Source organism: Sporosarcina sp. Y1009, assembly GCF_057669865.1.
Genome location: NZ_JBYHFO010000002.1, coordinates 135,583 through 152,688, shown reverse-complemented (window position 1 = coordinate 152,688; position 17,106 = coordinate 135,583). Strand labels below are relative to the sequence as shown.

The window sequence follows — 17,106 nt, the reverse complement described above, 5'->3', positions numbered from 1 at the left end:
GATACGTATGGTTCAGCCAACACCAATTGATTCGTTAAATGTAGATCCGAACGAAGAAGTGGTTTTTGATAGAAAACATCGAAGTCCACTTCAATTAGCAATTCGAAGATTTCTGAAAAATAAATTAGCTATGTTGGGTCTTATCGTTTTTTTTCTCATTGTCTGTATGGCCATTTTTGCACCATTTTTAACAGAACACGATCCTACTGAACCTAATTTATTACTAATTGAACAAAGTCCTACCAGTGAACATATTTTGGGCACAAACAGTGTGGGGCACGATAACTTTTCAAGGTTACTCTACGGCTCTAGAATCTCATTGATTGTCGGTTTTAGCGCAATGGTATTTACATTGGTCATTGGACTGATAACAGGTGCGATAGCAGGCTACTACGGCGGAATTGTAGATAATATTATCATGCGATTAACGGACTTAGTACTTGCTTTACCTTTTTTAGTATTAGCACTAACGATTATTGCTTTGATGGAGAGAATTACGATTGGCATATTTGTCACCATTATTGCGATTACCTCGTGGCCAACCTTGACGCGGATTGTTAGAGGGACTTTTCTTTCGTTGCGAGAACAAGAGTTCGTCTTGGGGGCAAGAGCGATAGGAGCTAGTGATGCGCGAATTATTTTCAGGCATTTCATACCCAATGCGATCGGACCAATCATTGTCAACGCGACATTGATGATGGCATCGATGATTATTATTGAATCGGCTTTAAGCTTTATTGGTTTTGGTATCCCACAACCGACGCCGACATGGGGAAATATGATCTCCGAAGCGCAAAGTATTCGTATTCTACGCTATCATCCTGAAGCATGGATACCTCCTGGATTAGGCATATTAGTAACTGTTTTATCTATTAACTTTATAGGAGATGGCCTTCGCGATGCTTTCGACCCGAAAAGTGATAGTAGGTAGAATCTGGCAGTTAGGTTTTAGCGGAATTTGTGAAAGTGAATTTACTTGTAAAAACATAAAAGCCCCTAAACAAGTAAGCATTGTTTAGGGGCTTTTGAAAGCTTATCCATATGATGTGAAGCGAAGAATAATGTAATTAAATAAAAGGGATTTTATCCGCTTTTATCGAATAGAATCTTACTAGAATAAAAGTTAGGGAGTTGAGGCTTTGACAGTACCAGGTGGGAAGTATATTGAAGTAGATCCAGGTATAGAACTATTTGTTCAAGATGTTGGCAGTGGCGATCCGATTGTCTTCATACCAGGTTGGACGTTTACAACTGAAGTTTTTGCTGAACAAGTCGCACACTTTTCTAAAACAAGACGTGTAATTGTCATCGACCCAAGAAGCCACGGTCGATCAACGATGACTATGCACGGCAATGAGTACGTTACACACGGTTCTGATTTGGCAACAGTTTTAGATAGATTAGAATTGAAAGATGTCACGCTAGTTGGTTGGTCATTCGGTTGTTTAACAATTTGGGAATATATCCGACAACATGGGGTAGAAAATATTAAATCACTAGTCTTTGTTGATCTTTCACCTAAACCATTATCGACAAGTGTAGAAGATTGGGTAGAGGGTCCGCTTGATGATATTGCCGCGGCCTATACAACGTTTTTACGAAATCCGGAAGGTCAGCGGAAATTTATCGGGGCATATGTGAAGGATGTAATGGTTCAGCGTGACCTACAAGAAGAGGAAGTCACTTGGCTTGTGGAGCAATCTTTGAAAACGCCAGTTTATATCGCAGCGAATTTGTTTTCAGCAGGGATGTTTTCTGATTATCGGACCGAAGCTAAAATGGCAAGCGAGTCCGTTCCGACATTGACTGTTGTAGCGGAACATTGGGCTGAAGTCGCGAAGTCATTTACTGAAAAAGTCTCCCCACAGTCAAAGGTGGAAGTACTTGGGGGGCACTTGATGTTCTGGGAGCATAGCGAAAAATTCAATAATCTAATTGAGCAGTTTGAAAAGGACCCATCATAGAAAAGACGGAAACACAGAAAAAGACCGTTAATTGTCATTGAATTAACGGTCTTATTCTACTACCATTAATTAGCTCTCCATTGCAGCGTCAATCGGTTCCCATAACTCAATCTTATTACCATCAAGATCCAGTATATGTGCGAACTTTCCATAAATCTCCTCTGTCAATTCCCCAATAATTTCAACCTCTTTAGCACGGAGTTCTTCGAGATAAGTGACTAAATCTTTCACTCGAAAATTAATCATAAACTCTTTGTCTGACGGGCTAAAATATGTTGTATCTTTTGAAAATGGTGCCCAAACAGAGCTTCCTTTTGTGTCTTCCCATAAAAAAGTCCGTCCATATTGATCCGATGATAAGCCAAGCTTGTCATGATACCATTCACGAAGCTTTTCAGGATCATTGCACTTGAAAAAGATCCCGCCCAATCCGGTAATTCCCACAGTCATTCACTCCCTAATATAGTTATTCCAATTACCTATTCAACAAAAATATGTTGGAAACCTTTTTTAGGATGTATGAAAATGATTACCAATTGACTATGACTTAACCTTCACTTAACCCTCACCCTGTATTGTAAAGAAAAAATAAGACATTACGAAAGGCGATGAGGGAAATTGAAAAAGATTTGTTACTTTGTTAGTATATTTTCCATAGTACTTCTCATTACATCAGGATGTAGTTTTTCGACCAACTCAGTTGGTGAAAAGCAGCAAAAAACGACGACTTCAAAAGAAAAAGAAACTACTGAGATTGATGGCAAGGTTGAATCTGAGGAAGCCGATTATCCAACATCGGTTGTTGGTATAGATTCTTTTCCAGACTGGATGCCCGTCCCAAGCAAATATATGGTTGTATTAGATATGGAGATGGGCCATCTTCATACGGTTCTTCTTGAAACAGACGATTCTGATATACCCGCTATGGCAGAACGTTTTATAAAGGAACTCGAGGTAGCTGGACTAACGGTTAATAATGCTTTTGCAGAAACATCTGAAAATGGCGTTTACGGCATTAAAGGAATCGTTCATGATCCAGATGGAAAGTTTTCTGTGATTATGGAAATAAGTGAACGAATTGAAGGGGAAGAAGAGGTAGCTGGGAATACGGGCTATGTAAACTATACATTTCAAAATGAACCGTAAGTAACAAGGGGGAATCACATTATCTATGACTCTCCAAGTCACTTGAGAGCGTTTGTATCATAAAAATGCTGCGCCCATAAATAAGGCGCAGCATTTTTATTTGATACTTTTTCGTGTTCACGCTCCTGGATTTATGCTCATTGCATTTTCAATGATATCCTCAGGCACAACCACTTCATCTAATTGATTATAATTAGTAAAAGTGTACGATGCTTCATCAATGGTATGGATGACAACGGTGTCATGCATTGTCACGTCTGTCATCGAAACTTGAGAATCAACAAAAAAAGTTTCTTTTGAGACCATCATTTGTACTGAACCAGTGATTTCCATTTTTTCAATCTGAGCCGATAAATCACCAGCAGGTGTCTTAGTTCGCATTGGCCCAGAGTAAAAGACTTCTTTGTATAGGTCATCGGATCCGATATAAGTAATGATAAAGTGAATATCGTCCTCCGTTAATTCAAAAGCACCTGAATAGTCGATTAAGTGTGCTAACTGCTCTTCTCGAAGAACACCAACCACACCATCATTCTGCCTATGATTGAATTTTATCCAACCTCCAGAGTCTTCGGTGCTAAAATAGGTTGCATCTTCCGTTACGTACATTTCACCATCAGTAGCTTCGCCTGAAGTTGCTGTATTGATAATGTGTTGGACAGCTGGGGCAATCTGAAGTCTACCAGCAATCGTACTAGATTCGACGCTAGTCACGCCGCTCATCGTAGTTGTCGTTTTAGTATCTGCTGTGATCGCAACACGATTAATCGTTTTTGAAGCCTCCTTCATTTTAGTGAAGAGAGCTTCTACATCTAAAGTTGCATCCGCTTCCACAACATCTTCTTCTTTAGCCTCTTCGACTTCTTCATTTTCCTGCACAACTTCATCCACTTCGTTCACTTCTTTATCTGTATCAATTCCCTCAACTTCATTGTTAGGCTCTTGAACTGTAATGCTACAAGCACCTAACAACATGCCCGCAATAACCGATAAGAATAAAACATATAACCTCCTCAAGTAGTACCGACCTCCTTCTACCGCACATCTTAAACGAGCAAGGTTAAGCCAGGGTTAATTAATGAAAAGTCATTTAAATTAGGGTATTTGTAAGACATTCCAAAACTTCTATCAAAAGTCATGAATAGTCAGATAAATATACTAGGTAATATGGTAGAATAAAGTATCTTACAAAATCAAGCAGGATTCACCAAAATTACGTGAAAACCTTCAAAGGGAGACGTTGAAATGCTTCATAAAGCCGTGAACGCAGTCGAACAATCAACGCTCGGAACAGAAAGTGAACAAGAATTTGCCCATCTATTATTTGACGTACCTGTGCAAGAAACTATCACGAATGTTTAAACTTTCATGATTGTTTCGTGCACGGGTACGATTTTTTAAATGAAAGGATCTTGTATTTAATTAATATAATGATTTCGTCAGCAAGTACTTTAAATAGCTCGTTTGGTACAAGAATTATGCAGCACGCCTATTGGTTGGAGGATGACTATACATTCTATGTCGGAAGATTTAGTGGTTCAATTACGCCGTCGGATGACATTTGGAGCAATCAAATTTCTTTAGCTGAAAGTTTACTAATCCATATTCATACCCCAGCCTACAATTCAGTGAACATTAATAGTATTAATTACGGACAACTAGAAGCTATACAAATTTTAAATCTAGGAAAATACAAAAGCCTTCTACCGGAGTTATCAGGCATTAGGTGGATTAGCAAACAACATGAAGTTTGGCCTGAAATTTGAGGCAGTAAGACCAGAATTACATAACAGTAAATCGAAATCTTTAATCGACTATGGGAGTGGTACAGGTCTTATTAGTTTAGAAATTGCAGATTTAACAGAATTGATGTTGCTGGTTGATTCATCAAGGCCAATGCTTGAAGTTGCGAAAGCTAAAATTACTCAAAGAGGAATCACCAATTCAAGAGTGCTTTATTCGGATTTCACTGAAAAAACTCCTGAACTTAAAGCAGATATAGTTTTAATGTCACTTGTCCTTCTTCATATTCCGGACACTATAAAAATTTTACGAGAATTATTTAACGTTTTAAATAGTGGTGGCAAGCTACTTATTATTGATTTTGACAAAAATGATAAAATTAATCATCCGAAGTTGGAATTAAATCAATTGAAATTGAAAAATTCTATCACGGAAATCATATTTTCATGAATCAAGATGCTTCGATGTTTATCTGCAGTAGTATAAAGTGACTTCTAATCAGTTTTCCTTACGCAAAAGTAGATTAGGTACTAATCGAATATAAATTAGTTCACCTGCAAGCTCAACGATTGTCTGTGTAACAATTACTGCAGCTACCAACGTGCTTAACTCGTCGGGCAACGCCAGGGCGAGAGGAAGAACTACAAGCGAATTACGTGTTGATCCACTGAAGATAAGGGCACGACCTGATCCTGTATCGAGCTTAAACAACTTAGCGATGAATCGTGAAACAACAGGCACGATGATCATAAATGCGACATATATCGGAATGACTTTGATAATTAAGTCCATATAGGTAGATAATTTGCCGATTTGAGAAGCAACGACCACAAAAAGGGTAAGTGCCATGAATGGAACGGGCAGCCATGCCGAAAAATCTACTATTCTATTTCCAACAGGTGCTTTTCTTGCAAGCAGCTGTATAGCAATAGCAATTCCGAGTGGAATAACGATAAGACCGAAAAAAGCTTCCAAAAACGGAGCAGGTTCCACGATTCTTGCTGCATCCTCTCCCATAAACAACCATAAATACAGAGGCAAAAGCAGCATCTGCGTAATGAAGAGAATCGGTGTTGACATCAGTATCAGCTTTTCATTTCCACGACCTAAAGCTGTAAAAACAATCACATAGTCAATGCAAGGGGTTAGTAAAACTAAATAGACACCAAGTAATAATGGTGGGTGTTCGGGTAATAACCTTGATAGAAGCCATACCACAATAGGCACTGCTATATAGTTAACAGTTAATAGCGCCAAGATAAAACGTCGATTAGCAAACGACGTTTTTATAGATGTAAAAGGAATCTGTGAAAACATACTGTACATCAAAATAGCAATGACAACAGAAATCGTTATATCTAATTGTCCGAAAAAATCAGGAACCATTAATCCGGACCCAGCTGCTGTTATTAATACAATGATATATAGCCAAACTTGATTGTTTTCTAATTTTTCTCTAGAAATCATTATTTAGTTGCCCCTTTTTATTGCCCCCTAAAGAGACTTTCTGCAAAGTTTTTTAGGAGCTCATGTTTGAACAGGTATTCTTCCTTAATGTTATCATAATTATTGTTTAGCTTAATTTTTAAAAAACCTCCTAACCGAAAAGATTTAGAGGGAAGGAGCTTATGCTAAACGAAATTCTTCTTCTTCCTGTTTGTTCTAATCTTATTAGAATCGATTTTCGTAAGAAATCCATTTAACAATTTTCAATAATAACGATAGTTGATTGGATTAAATAAAAGCAATTCGAGATTTTTGAAAGCAAGAGGGACTGTCTTTAGCTAAATTTAGTTGAGCTTAAACTTTCAAATTGGGGATGAATTAAAATAATGACGAAAATAAAAATAACAGATCTAAAAAACATTTAAAAGAAATGAATCAAAAGGAACTTATCGATGTTATTGTTGATTTATACAAAGCAGATAAGACTGCACAAGAGTTTTTGTCTGTAAAATTTCTTGGTAGCAGTGCTATTGAAGAGGTGTACGAGAAAGCAAAAAAAGTAATTGAAGATGAATTTTTCCCCGATAAGGGGCATGGGAAGCTTCGTTTAGCAGTTGCAAAAAGTTCAATCAATCAATTTGAAAAACTCACAAACGATCGTGTGAAAACGATTGAGTTGATGCTACATTATGTAGACAATGGGACGATTTTCACAAAGACATTTGGAGATATTGATGCTAAATTTTATAACAGTATGGCATCAATGTATCAAAAGATAATCGAAGAGTGCGGGGAGTCTGAAGAATTATTCGAGATGTTTGATGACTGGTTATTTTCTATTGTAGAAGATTCAGAAGGAACAGGCTGGGGGTATAATGACGTATTAAATGATCTTTATTATTCCTTAAGTTGGTTAGATGACGATGAGTAAATAGTGTACGATGTTTTATCCTATGTAATGCTATTGGTCACCTGAAACTTATGAGTTTGAATTTTTTTATGAGTAACTTCTTTATGATTGATTGTTCCAAAGATACGAAAATTCGAAGATTTTTATTCCAGGAATGATTATGAGGTGGAGTGGCCGATAATGATTAGAGTCATTGGAATAGATCATTTATCATTATCAAAAGTTTCTGGAATTGAAAGTGTTATACTTAATACAAATCCAATTGATTAACAGCTGTATTGTGGGGCAATCGACTTGCTGAATCATATAATTTAGGAGGAAACTAACCATGACTAATGAAAATAAAATTATCGATAACAAAGAGCTGTCACTTGACCCACGTGAAGAATTACTCGAAATATTGAAAGCGCGTTTCGAGAAAAATATGAACCGCCATAAAGGTCTTGAATGGGCTAAAGTTCAAAAAAAGCTGGATACAAATCCCGAAAAACTATGGTCGCTAGGTGAAATGGAGAAAACTGGTGGTGAACCGGATGTTGTAGACTATGATATAAAGAATGATGCATACGTTTTTCATGATTGTTCGGCGGAGAGTCCTAAAGGTCGTAGAAGTGTTTGTTACGACCGTGAAGCGTTAGAGTCAAGGAAAAAACATAAACCAGAAAATAACGCGATTGATATGGCAACTGCTATGGGTATTGAACTTTTAACGGAGGATCAATATCGAGCGTTGCAGGAACTTGGAAAATTCGATATAAAAACTTCGAGTTGGGTGCAAACGCCATCTAACATTAGAGAACTCGGCGGAGCTATTTTTTGCGATTGCCGCTATGACACTGTCTTTGTGTATCACAATGGAGCAGAATCCTACTATGCTGCCAGAGGTTTCCGTGGCTCGCTAACTGTTTAATTGCCAAATAGCCATATTTGAATTTGGGAACGGATCACGACATAAGCGCCTAATTTCTCAATGAAGTGTTGAGGGATTAGGCTTTAATTTTAATGAACTTTATCTAGAAATCTGGTAGAAGAATGATAGGGATGAGACTATGGGCAAAAAAAAGAAAGCGAATCCTCCTCGTAGAAAAAGATACAATAGGGACCAGCGTTTGCATAATGCGAAAACAAAATGGTTGCCGACAACTACTGCTAAAAACATCGCAAAATCGTACAGCAAGTGGTACGGTGTCGGCATATTATGCGCGATTAAAGAGTTAGAAATTCTTGGGGTTTCATTCAGCGATCATTATAAGGAGCAAGTAGAAACATCACTTATAAATCGGCAGAATGAAAAAAGAAAGCGAAAAGAACAAAAAGAAGCCCAAGATGATTATCCTCTCGATTCTGATGATCAATTTTCTTTCATTGCTGGATACACAGCAAATGGGGTTCCTTTTGGGATTCGGTGGGATGATGAGGAATAAATATTGTTGGTGATTAGGCGTGATTTATTATTACCGCTAAAAACTCGTATATCCAACCTTATCTATAATATTAAATTCAATCATTTTCTCAAGCAATTCGTAATTTACTTGTTCATTCCACGGAATTCGAAACAAGCCTTTGGTAACGCTATAAGCTTGTGCAATGTCATCGGAAAATTGTGTAATGCCTGCACTTTTCGGTAAAACCCTCAAATGTTGCTTCGCTGTAGAAAATCCGATGATATATGTGTCATTATTGATAAACATTGGTATATTCCATTTGATTTGCGGTTCTAGGTTCGGGAATTTAATGCCAACCAATGTCAAGACTTCTTTTGTTCAATCATGGTGGTCGGGATTATCGATACCTGCTAATACTTTGAGGAAGTACTTATTCGACAACAGGCTGAGACCGCAAAAGACGGCGTCACTAAACCGACAGAAGACGAGGCAGATTACTTTTTTGAACCGCTGATAAAGTTCAATCTGTTATTCAGGAAATTGTTAATATTGATTTCTCTATTAAATAATCAGTGTTAAATTTACACTCAGGAATGATTGGTACGCAGGTATGATTTTCAATTCGACTGAATTCTAGACAATCCCCCTATTGTAACAATCGAAAGCGAATATTAATAATATATAATCAAAGAAATAGTTTGGATGTTTATATACATCGAATGCCACATAATTAGCTACTACCATTTAGGGGTGAGTGTATGCCAGCTATTACCGGAAATGATTATATAAATCGGATTGACCGGCTACAAACGAATGTTTGGGTAGATGGTAATCCCGTGACAGGCAATATTTCGGAGCATGCTGCATTCAAAGGAATCATGAAGAGCCAAGCAGCATTATACGATATGCAACATGATCCATCATTAAAAGACGTTATGACTTACCAATCACCAAAAACAGGACATCAAGTTGGATTGTCTTATTTACAGCCAAAAGTAAAAAGTGATCTAAATAAAAGGCGGGAAATGATCCAGCATTGGGCTAAATCTAACAATGGCATGATGGGAAGAAGTCCAGACTATATGAATACTGTGTTGATGGCGCTTGCATCGTCTGTAAACTACTTAAAAGGAAAAGAAAATTGTTTTCCCGAACACATATTATCATTCTATGAATATGCACGCGAAAATGATTTATCTATGACGCATACATTCATTAGTCCACAAGTGAACCGCGCACAATTCTATTTTGAGGAAACGAGTGAGCCGATTGCTGCAAAGGTTATTGAAAAAAATGAAAAAGGAATTATTGTAAAGGGTGCGCGTCTACTGGCAACACAAGGCGGGATCACGGATGAGATTGTAGTTATTTCGGCAGGGGGAGTTAAAGATCCAGCAAATGGATTCGCTTTTTCGATACCTAGTGACAGTGAAGGTCTTCGGTTTGTATGCAGAGAATCATTTGTTGGAGGAGATTCTCAATTTAATTATCCATTAGGTTCGCGGTATGAGGAAATGGATACTATTGTAGTTTTCGACAATGTATTGGTTCCTTGGGCGCGCGTGTTTTATTATGACAACATAGAAGTATCGAACAGTTTTATGGCTGCTAGCTCATTCTTGCCATTTACTTTGCATCAAGTCGTTTCTAGACAGATTGTTAAAACAGAGTTTGTTTTGGGTGTTGTCCAGTCTATTATTGACACGATTAATATCGGGGAATATCAGCATGTTCAAAGTAAAGCTACCGAAATTATTATCGCATTGGAAACGATGAAAGCATTGGTCATTAAATCAGAGGCTGAAGCTGAAATGGATGAATGGGGATTTATGCGACCAGATCGAATAACGCTGCAAATTGCTAGTAATATTTTTCCACGCGTCTATCCAAGATTCACCGAAATCATTCAGCTTTTAGGCGCAAGTGGATTAATGTCAATTCCAACAGTAAATGCATTTAAATCAAATATTAGAAAAGATTTAGATCAATATTTACAGGCTAAATCCAAAAATGCAGAAGACCGCGTCAAAATATTCCGTTTGGCATGGGATTTAACGATGAGCTCTTTTGGTACACGCGAAACATTATATGAACGATTTTTCTTTGGTGATCCTATTAAACTTTCCAGTGAATTGTATTCGGACTACGATAAGAAACCATTTGTAAAACGGGTTGATGACATTTTAGGGTTGTGATGATTGCTGCACAGGCTTATTATAAAATCAGGGGAAGTCTATTACAATAAGATATAGAGTAAAATCAAAGTAGTTCTGATCTCTGGAGGGGGTAATGAAAACTGAAGTCAGCTTATAAAATACCGATAAAAACTCATTCGTGGCCGCTAATTATTTTTCTCTTAATTATATTTTGGCCGGTTGGCGTTTATTTTCTTATTAAAAAACTTAGCGGTGATAAGAAAGCGTCACTATCGTCAGGAAGAACAATGACGATTTGGGGATGGATCATTGCGAGCATGGGGATAATCTCATGGACCTCATTAATGGAAGATGGCATCATAAACGGAACAATCGGTATGTTGTTCTTTGTTTCCTTAGGATTGATTTTAGTTTATCTAGGTAAAAAGTTATCAGTAAACGCTGTCAAATATAAAAAGTACATTGATTTAATTGTAAATCAAAGATTGCGGTCGATTGCGACCATTTCATCAGCGATTCCTGTATCACATGATAGTGCAATTAAAGATATTAAGGAAATGATTGATAAAGGTTTTTTTGAAGATGCCTATATTAATTTTAATCTAGATGAAATTGTTTTTTCAAAAGAATTTGAAATTGATGCAAGATTAAAGAATCATGAAGTAGAAATGATAATTGTCCCTTGTCAAGGTTGTGGAGCAAATAATAAGGTAGTCAAAGGGCAAGTTGAAGAATGCCAATACTGTGGATCGCTAATTAGTGGATGAAAGAGTACGTATTGTTAATGTATCATTGTAGTACTACTGGTTAACCGTCGATTTTGTATATCGGCGGTCTTTATGTTTATTCGAAATCTCGATTAGAATTATTGCAAACAGAGGAATTCGTGCGAGAAACCATGTACATACTTTTCATACACTAATGAACGCAACGATGCAGATATTACGACTCAACAGGGTTCTTGTACAATAGATTAGATTAGGTTGTTTTTTCACGTAAAAGTAGAGTAGGGACTAATCGAATGTAAATGAGTTCACCTACAAGTTCAACGATTGTCTGCGTGACAAGTGGAAAACGATGAATACATTTTTTATGATTGTTCGGCGGAAAGTCCTAAAGGCCGCAGGAGTGTTTGTTATGATCTTGCAGGGTTGGAGTCTAGGAAAAAACATAAACCAGAAAATAACGCGATTGATTTGGCAACTGCCATGGGCATTGAACTGCTAACAGAAGAAAAATACCGGGAGCTACAGAAACTCGGAAAGTTCGATTTGAAAACGTCGAGTTGGGTGCTAACACCCGCCAATATTAGAAAATTAGGTGGGGCTATCTTTTGCGATTGTCGCTATGACACTGTCTTTGTGTACCACAATGGAGCAGAATCCTACTATGCTGCCAGAGGGTTCCGTGGCTCGCTAAGGGTTTAGTGATTTCTAGAAAATTATTAGCGCCTTAAAGAATGGAGTTGCCTAATTGAAAAGATTTGTAATTATTACAGTTGGCAAAACCCACAGTGGTAAAACAACGTTTGCTAATGCCTTGGAAAAACAGTTAAACAACTCATTGGTGATTGATCAAGACAATCATGCTGAATTTATCAACCATTACTATAAAGCCTTACTACCGAAACAAGGACCAAATACCATCAAGTATGCCATCTCTAATACAATTGTCGACTATGCTGTGAATCAAACAGATTTCCATCTAATTTTATGCAATTCAAATCGCGGACAAAAGGGTCGAATTAGTTTACTTGAATATTTTAAAAGTCAGGGATTTATCAACATCCTAGTTAACTTCGATATTCCGGACCAAGTTCTTCTAGAACGAGTTTCTACTAGTCAACGTAGTACGGCTGTATTTAGAACTGCTTCTACTTTTGAGGAAGTGCTAAATCGGCAACACGCAGAGACCCCGAAAGATGGTGTGATAAGTCCAACGGAAGGCGAGGCAGATTATTTATTTGAAATTAAAAACGATGAGGACATTCGACCAGTGATTCGGGAAATTGTTAGTACCGCACAGGATATTTGATTAAATGACACGAAAGTAAATAAGTGTAAGAGGTATAGCAGTTGGCTGTTCGATACTAAGTATCGGACAGCCTTCTTAAGTTTGTTTTATAATTTTAATCATATTTCCACTTAGTATGATCCGCTTATTTCAATTCTGAATGATTTACACTAAATTCTTTACACTTTCTTTATACTTTCCTATGCTCAATATTTATATTTACTGGTTAATCTTAACTTACCAACCAAAAAGAAATGAAGTTATCCTCAATTCCTCATTCTAATTTAGTTGAAGAAATCTTCTTATCTTTTTATGACCAATTTGAAGAAAAGAAAATTGAATTCCAATTTCCAGAACAAATGCATGATCATCAAATCATTGCTGACAAGTTTATGCTTATACGTGTCATCCAAAATATCGTTCAAAATATTCTTCGCTATGCCAAAAGTAAAGCGGTTATCAGCTATGGGAATGAAGGAAGCTATCTAGTTATTCGTATTGAAAATGACATTAAATCCGATAGTAAAGTCGCAGTAGAGAAGGTGTTTATGCGTTTCTATATGGAAGTCACTAGTCGAACGAACACCGAAGCAAGTGGGTTGGGGCTTTATCTGTCTAAAAAATTAGTTGAAAAAATGGATGGGAAAATGGATGCTGAGTTGGATGGGCATTGGTTCATTCTTAACATTCAGCTCCTTAATTTAGAGTCAAAAACGCATGAATTATAATCGTGTCATGCGTTTTTGAATAAGGCGTGATGTATTATTGCCGCCAAAAACTCGTATATTCTGCTTTATCTTGAATATTAAATTCAATCATTTTCTTAAGTAATTCGTAATTCACTGGTTCATTCCACCGAATTCGAAACAAGCCTTTGGTAGCGCTGTAGCCAGCTTGTGCAATGTCATCGGCAAAGTGGGCAATACCTGCTTCTTCAGGGGAAACGCTTATATGTTGCTTTGCTGTTGAAAAGCCTATGATATATGTGTCGTGATCGGTAAACATTGGTGTATTCCACTTGATTTGCCGTTCTAAATTCGGGAATTCATGCGCCACCCATTCTAAAACTTCTTTGGTTCGATCGAGGTGGTCGGGATTATCAATACCTGCTAAATATTTTTCGAAAACTTCCATGTCTTCCTCCTTCGAAATTCTGCTGTACTGCAAAATTTCTAATTCTCAATATTATTTTGTGTCTTAATCTTGGAAAGCAACTATGAAAACAATTGTAACACAAAGATATTATGTATTCCTAACACTACTACAGCACCATATGGACGTTACCGGAAATTTTGTTTTCAAATATGCAAATCTCTATCCAGCTACCGGTACTGATGAGCCGAGTGAACCTAACATAATCGATCTAAATGGAAGGATAGTACTACTCTTTTAGGTAGAGCCGCATATTCACTTGGACTATGTGCTTGCTGCCAGAACCTGCAACAAACTAACACGTTTGTTTAAACTTTTGTGATTGTTTCGTACCTTTTTGTTTACAAACTCTTTACATAAAAATAACATCTCCATGACACAAGTTCTATGTGCATTCATTATAATGATAATAATGTCCTACTGAATGGAGAGTGTGCTAGTTGATACAGTTAAAAGAAAATCAATTGCAGGCGTTATTTTTCTCGATTATTAAAAACCAAGAAATTAAAACCGTCTTCCAACCCATTATTTCGTTAGAAGATGGACGTGTACTAGGTTACGAAGCACTAAGCAGGGGGCCGTCGAATACGCCATTACAAAATCCGGAAAAGTTATTTTCATATGCAATGGAACATAACCAACTTTGGGATTTAGAGTATTTATGTCGTACAAAAGCATTAGAAACTGCACATACACTTCAATCGGAAGGTAAATTGTTTTTAAATGTCAACCCCAATATTATGAGCGATTCAAAATTTAAACATGGATTTACAAGAGAATATTTAAGTCGATATAAAATCGATTCTGACAAAATTGTTTTTGAAATTACAGAGAAAGAGGCCATATCAAAGTTATCGCATTTTAAGAAAACTATTAATCATTATAAAGAGCAACATTATCAAATTGCAATCGATGATGTGGGATCTGGCTATTCAGGTTTGAATATATTAACAGATATCCATCCTCATTTTATGAAACTAGATATGAAGTTAATAAGAGACATTGATACAGACACAACAAAGCAGTCGCTTGTGAAAAGTTTATGTGAATTCGCGATAATTTCTCAAATTAGGATTATTGCAGAGGGAATTGAAACGAAAGAGGAATTGTCTACGCTTATTGATTTAGGTGTTCATTTTGGACAAGGTTATTTTATTCAGAAGCCTAAATCTAATCTGGTGCCGATAAATCAGGAGATAGTTGAAATGATAATAGACGAAAATAATCATAAACGAAACAACTCCTTAACGCATATTACTGATACAATGGTGGGAAATATTTCAACTCCACTACAAAGGCTTGATGCTACGACGTTAATTGATAAGGTTAAGTTAATGATGGATCAAAATAATTCAATGCCAGGTCTATGTATAGTTAGAGACAATCGACTAGTCGGCATCATTACACGAAACCAATTGCATTTTAGAATTAGTGGGCCGTACGGATATAGTTTATATAGTAATAAGGCGATAGAAGAAATTATGGATACAAATTTTTTACAAGTGGATATGAATACGCCTATACATATAGTCGCAAAACTTGCAATGATGAGGGATTCTGAACGTTTGTATGACTTTATAACGATTACGAAAGATGGACAGTATTATGGGGTAGTGACGGTTAAAGAATTACTTGAGAAAACGATGGAAATTGAAGTAAACGTTGCGAAACATATGAATCCGTTAACTGAGTTACCGGGGAATGTTCTAGTTGAACAACAATTGCAATATTGTATTGAGAAAACAGAAGATAACAGTGTTCTATACTTGGATTTAGATAATTTTAAGCCGTACAATGATGTGTACGGTTTTGAAAAAGGCGATCAAATACTTATGCAACTTGCTGATATTTTGAAAGAAATTGTGTCTCCAAATGATTTCATAGGGCATATTGGCGGTGATGATTTTATTTTAGTGGTGCCATCAGAGAAATCCATCACATATTGCGAAGAAATCATTGAACAATTCGATACAACAATAAAACAGTTTTACACTAAAAATGATGTAGAGAATGGTTGGATTGTTTCTAAAAACAGACACGGAAAAGACGAGTTGTTTCCTCTTCTAACTATCTCAATCGCGGCAATATTCAATCGCCACTTTCAATCTACATATGAGTTAACAAAGAAGGTAAGTGAAATCAAAAAACAGTGTAAGCAATTACCTGGAAGTAATTATCTGTTTACAGAAGGCTGAATTTGACATACCTGCGCACTAAACTTACCTGAAGTTTAGTACACGGGTAAAGTTTTTAAGATTTCATTTGAAAAACCCATTGTTGTAGGGGGTGTTGGTACTTTTTCATCATCCAGCCTAAAATTTTTCCGATGAAGTACGCTGCAGCTAGTGTTCCGAACCCAATTGAGCCAAATGATTGGATGAAAATTAAACAAACGGTACCTGCCACACAAACGTTGAGTAAATCACTTGTGATTTTTGCTTTGCTAAATTTCCAGTTAAATCGTTCACTAATTACATAGGTAAGTGCATCATAGGGCATTAATGGAAGTTTCGCTGTGAAATAATTGAGTAAACCAAATGACACGACCAACAAACTTATTAGTAAATAGAGACATCTAACGATGATTGTTTCAGGGGTGGGAAGTAGTTGTACGATAAATAGAGTAGCATCCATAAAGAATCCAAATAAAAATGCGATGATGAGTTGAAGCGTAAATTCTTTCATATCGATACGTTTATTTAATATCACTTGACAAAAAATAAATAAAACATTTGAAAGTATCGTTGTCATGCCGATTGATAATCCTACGGTTAACGTAAAGGCATATGCAAGAGAGGACACAGGGGATACGCCAAGTCCCGCCTGAATTGAAAAGCTAACGCCAAGTGATAAGAAAAATAAACCGAATACATATACGAAGAGGCGCTTCATTGTAACGTTGATATGATTCATAACTACCTTCACTTTCTAAGTTATTTTGACCAATTAATCATAACATCGAATTTAAAATAAGGTGCGTTGTTTGTTTGTAAGGGATACTTGGAAAATGCATTACTTAATGGCGTTTTTGAAGAAGATTGTTTCACTTGGCAAATCAGTTATGGGTAATTGTCATTGGACAATTCCAGATTAGTGGCGGCAGGATTCGATTTTTTAATCACAGGGAGTCGGACTCTACGTCTAAGGGCTGAGTAAAAACCAATGCCCAAGTCCATTCACTAAGACGCACC

At 36.7% G+C, this 17,106-nt stretch carries 17 protein-coding genes and 3 pseudogenes; 14 read left to right on the top strand and 6 right to left on the bottom strand.

Annotated elements, in window-relative coordinates; genetic code table 11:
- Window positions 1-7 precede the first annotated feature (7 nt).
- The gene (gene opp4C, locus AC25Y1_RS03450; RefSeq protein WP_488146547.1) at window positions 8-931 is read left to right on the top strand and encodes an oligopeptide ABC transporter permease; all 924 of its coding nucleotides are present in this window, start codon (window positions 8-10) and stop codon (window positions 929-931) included.
- 208 nt (window positions 932-1,139) lie between these two features.
- On the top strand, window positions 1,140-1,964 hold the full coding sequence (locus tag AC25Y1_RS03445) for an alpha/beta fold hydrolase (protein WP_488146546.1): 825 nt from the start codon (window positions 1,140-1,142) through the stop codon (window positions 1,962-1,964).
- A gap of 69 nt (window positions 1,965-2,033) precedes the next feature.
- On the opposite strand, the gene AC25Y1_RS03440 is transcribed toward AC25Y1_RS03445, so the two are convergent.
- Window positions 2,034-2,408: a VOC family protein gene (locus AC25Y1_RS03440; RefSeq protein WP_488146545.1), complete on the bottom strand. Its 375-nt coding sequence runs from the start codon at window positions 2,406-2,408 to the stop codon at window positions 2,034-2,036.
- A 174-nt stretch (window positions 2,409-2,582) separates the two neighbouring features.
- Here AC25Y1_RS03440 and AC25Y1_RS03435 point away from each other — a divergent pair, with 174 nt between their 5' ends.
- Complete coding sequence (locus AC25Y1_RS03435; protein ID WP_488146544.1) at window positions 2,583-3,110, top strand: hypothetical protein; 528 nt, start codon at window positions 2,583-2,585, stop codon at window positions 3,108-3,110.
- Between the two features lie 117 nt (window positions 3,111-3,227).
- Here AC25Y1_RS03435 and AC25Y1_RS03430 read toward each other — a convergent pair whose 3' ends face one another.
- The gene (locus AC25Y1_RS03430) at window positions 3,228-4,127 is read right to left on the bottom strand and encodes a DUF6612 family protein (protein ID WP_488146543.1); all 900 of its coding nucleotides are present in this window, start codon (window positions 4,125-4,127) and stop codon (window positions 3,228-3,230) included.
- 413 nt (window positions 4,128-4,540) lie between these two features.
- Between AC25Y1_RS03430 and AC25Y1_RS03425 the strand changes: the two genes are divergently transcribed.
- Both AC25Y1_RS03425 and AC25Y1_RS03420 read left to right on the top strand, forming a co-directional pair.
- The gene (locus AC25Y1_RS03425) at window positions 4,541-4,876 is read left to right on the top strand and encodes a GIY-YIG nuclease family protein (protein WP_488146542.1); all 336 of its coding nucleotides are present in this window, start codon (window positions 4,541-4,543) and stop codon (window positions 4,874-4,876) included.
- 4 nt (window positions 4,877-4,880) lie between these two features.
- Window positions 4,881-5,344, top strand: a pseudogene (locus tag AC25Y1_RS03420) (class I SAM-dependent methyltransferase); the annotation flags it as partial.
- 7 nt (window positions 5,345-5,351) lie between these two features.
- Here the strand turns inward: AC25Y1_RS03420 and AC25Y1_RS03415 are convergent.
- Window positions 5,352-6,320, bottom strand: a complete 969-nt coding sequence (locus tag AC25Y1_RS03415) for an arsenic resistance protein (RefSeq protein WP_488146541.1) — start codon at window positions 6,318-6,320, stop codon at window positions 5,352-5,354.
- A 409-nt stretch (window positions 6,321-6,729) separates the two neighbouring features.
- Between AC25Y1_RS03415 and AC25Y1_RS03410 the strand changes: the two genes are divergently transcribed.
- The 3 genes from AC25Y1_RS03410 (at window position 6,730) to AC25Y1_RS03400 (ending at window position 8,633) form a co-directional block, all read left to right on the top strand.
- Window positions 6,730-7,230, top strand: coding sequence for a DUF6155 family protein (locus AC25Y1_RS03410; protein ID WP_488146540.1), 501 nt, complete (start codon window positions 6,730-6,732; stop codon window positions 7,228-7,230).
- Between the two features lie 307 nt (window positions 7,231-7,537).
- Entirely contained in the window at window positions 7,538-8,119 is a 582-nt protein-coding gene (locus AC25Y1_RS03405) for a DUF4256 domain-containing protein (protein WP_488146539.1), read from the top strand.
- 139 nt (window positions 8,120-8,258) lie between these two features.
- On the top strand, window positions 8,259-8,633 hold the full coding sequence (locus tag AC25Y1_RS03400; RefSeq protein WP_488146538.1) for a hypothetical protein: 375 nt from the start codon (window positions 8,259-8,261) through the stop codon (window positions 8,631-8,633).
- A 36-nt stretch (window positions 8,634-8,669) separates the two neighbouring features.
- On the opposite strand, the pseudogene AC25Y1_RS03395 reads toward AC25Y1_RS03400, so the two are convergent.
- Window positions 8,670-9,035, bottom strand: a pseudogene (locus AC25Y1_RS03395) (iron chaperone).
- 317 nt (window positions 9,036-9,352) lie between these two features.
- Here AC25Y1_RS03395 and hpaB point away from each other — a divergent pair.
- From hpaB to AC25Y1_RS03370, 5 genes and pseudogenes are all read left to right on the top strand, one after another.
- Entirely contained in the window at window positions 9,353-10,789 is a 1,437-nt protein-coding gene (gene hpaB, locus AC25Y1_RS03390; RefSeq protein WP_488146537.1) for a 4-hydroxyphenylacetate 3-monooxygenase, oxygenase component, read from the top strand.
- A gap of 248 nt (window positions 10,790-11,037) precedes the next feature.
- Window positions 11,038-11,517 carry a hypothetical protein gene (locus tag AC25Y1_RS03385; protein ID WP_488146536.1) on the top strand — a complete coding sequence of 160 codons (480 nt, stop codon included), beginning with the start codon at window positions 11,038-11,040 and terminating at the stop codon, window positions 11,515-11,517.
- Window positions 11,518-11,820: 303 nt separating this feature from the next.
- Window positions 11,821-12,177, top strand: a pseudogene (locus AC25Y1_RS03380) (DUF4256 domain-containing protein); the annotation flags it as partial.
- A gap of 46 nt (window positions 12,178-12,223) precedes the next feature.
- Window positions 12,224-12,784 carry an AAA family ATPase gene (locus AC25Y1_RS03375; protein ID WP_488146535.1) on the top strand — a complete coding sequence of 187 codons (561 nt, stop codon included), beginning with the start codon at window positions 12,224-12,226 and terminating at the stop codon, window positions 12,782-12,784.
- 233 nt (window positions 12,785-13,017) lie between these two features.
- Window positions 13,018-13,491: a sensor histidine kinase gene (locus AC25Y1_RS03370; protein ID WP_488146534.1), complete on the top strand. Its 474-nt coding sequence runs from the start codon at window positions 13,018-13,020 to the stop codon at window positions 13,489-13,491.
- Window positions 13,492-13,525: 34 nt separating this feature from the next.
- On the opposite strand, the gene AC25Y1_RS03365 is transcribed toward AC25Y1_RS03370, so the two are convergent.
- Window positions 13,526-13,897, bottom strand: a complete 372-nt coding sequence (locus AC25Y1_RS03365; RefSeq protein WP_488146533.1) for an iron chaperone — start codon at window positions 13,895-13,897, stop codon at window positions 13,526-13,528.
- Window positions 13,898-14,355: 458 nt separating this feature from the next.
- On the opposite strand from AC25Y1_RS03365, the gene AC25Y1_RS03360 reads away from it, so the two are divergent.
- Window positions 14,356-16,110 (top strand): EAL domain-containing protein, encoded by a 1,755-nt coding sequence (locus AC25Y1_RS03360; RefSeq protein WP_488146532.1) that lies wholly within the window; start codon window positions 14,356-14,358, stop codon window positions 16,108-16,110.
- Between the two features lie 55 nt (window positions 16,111-16,165).
- Here the strand turns inward: AC25Y1_RS03360 and AC25Y1_RS03355 are convergent, their stop codons facing one another.
- A complete protein-coding gene (locus AC25Y1_RS03355) occupies window positions 16,166-16,828 on the bottom strand; it encodes a YczE/YyaS/YitT family protein (protein WP_488146806.1) in 663 nt (220 codons plus the stop codon).
- Window positions 16,829-17,106: the final 278 nt, after the last annotated feature.

Coding starts and splice junctions, on each gene's coding strand:
- opp4C (WP_488146547.1), top strand. CDS start 8: ATGGTTCAGCCAACACCAATTGATTCGTTAAATGTAGATCCGAACGAA.
- AC25Y1_RS03425 (WP_488146542.1), top strand. CDS start 4,541: ATGATTTCGTCAGCAAGTACTTTAAATAGCTCGTTTGGTACAAGAATT.
- AC25Y1_RS03415 (WP_488146541.1), bottom strand. CDS start 6,320: ATGATTTCTAGAGAAAAATTAGAAAACAATCAAGTTTGGCTATATATC.
- AC25Y1_RS03410 (WP_488146540.1), top strand. CDS start 6,730: ATGAATCAAAAGGAACTTATCGATGTTATTGTTGATTTATACAAAGCA.
- AC25Y1_RS03405 (WP_488146539.1), top strand. CDS start 7,538: ATGACTAATGAAAATAAAATTATCGATAACAAAGAGCTGTCACTTGAC.
- AC25Y1_RS03400 (WP_488146538.1), top strand. CDS start 8,259: ATGGGCAAAAAAAAGAAAGCGAATCCTCCTCGTAGAAAAAGATACAAT.
- hpaB (WP_488146537.1), top strand. CDS start 9,353: ATGCCAGCTATTACCGGAAATGATTATATAAATCGGATTGACCGGCTA.
- AC25Y1_RS03385 (WP_488146536.1), top strand. CDS start 11,038: ATGACGATTTGGGGATGGATCATTGCGAGCATGGGGATAATCTCATGG.
- AC25Y1_RS03370 (WP_488146534.1), top strand. CDS start 13,018: ATGAAGTTATCCTCAATTCCTCATTCTAATTTAGTTGAAGAAATCTTC.
- AC25Y1_RS03365 (WP_488146533.1), bottom strand. CDS start 13,897: ATGGAAGTTTTCGAAAAATATTTAGCAGGTATTGATAATCCCGACCAC.
- AC25Y1_RS03355 (WP_488146806.1), bottom strand. CDS start 16,828: ATGAATCATATCAACGTTACAATGAAGCGCCTCTTCGTATATGTATTC.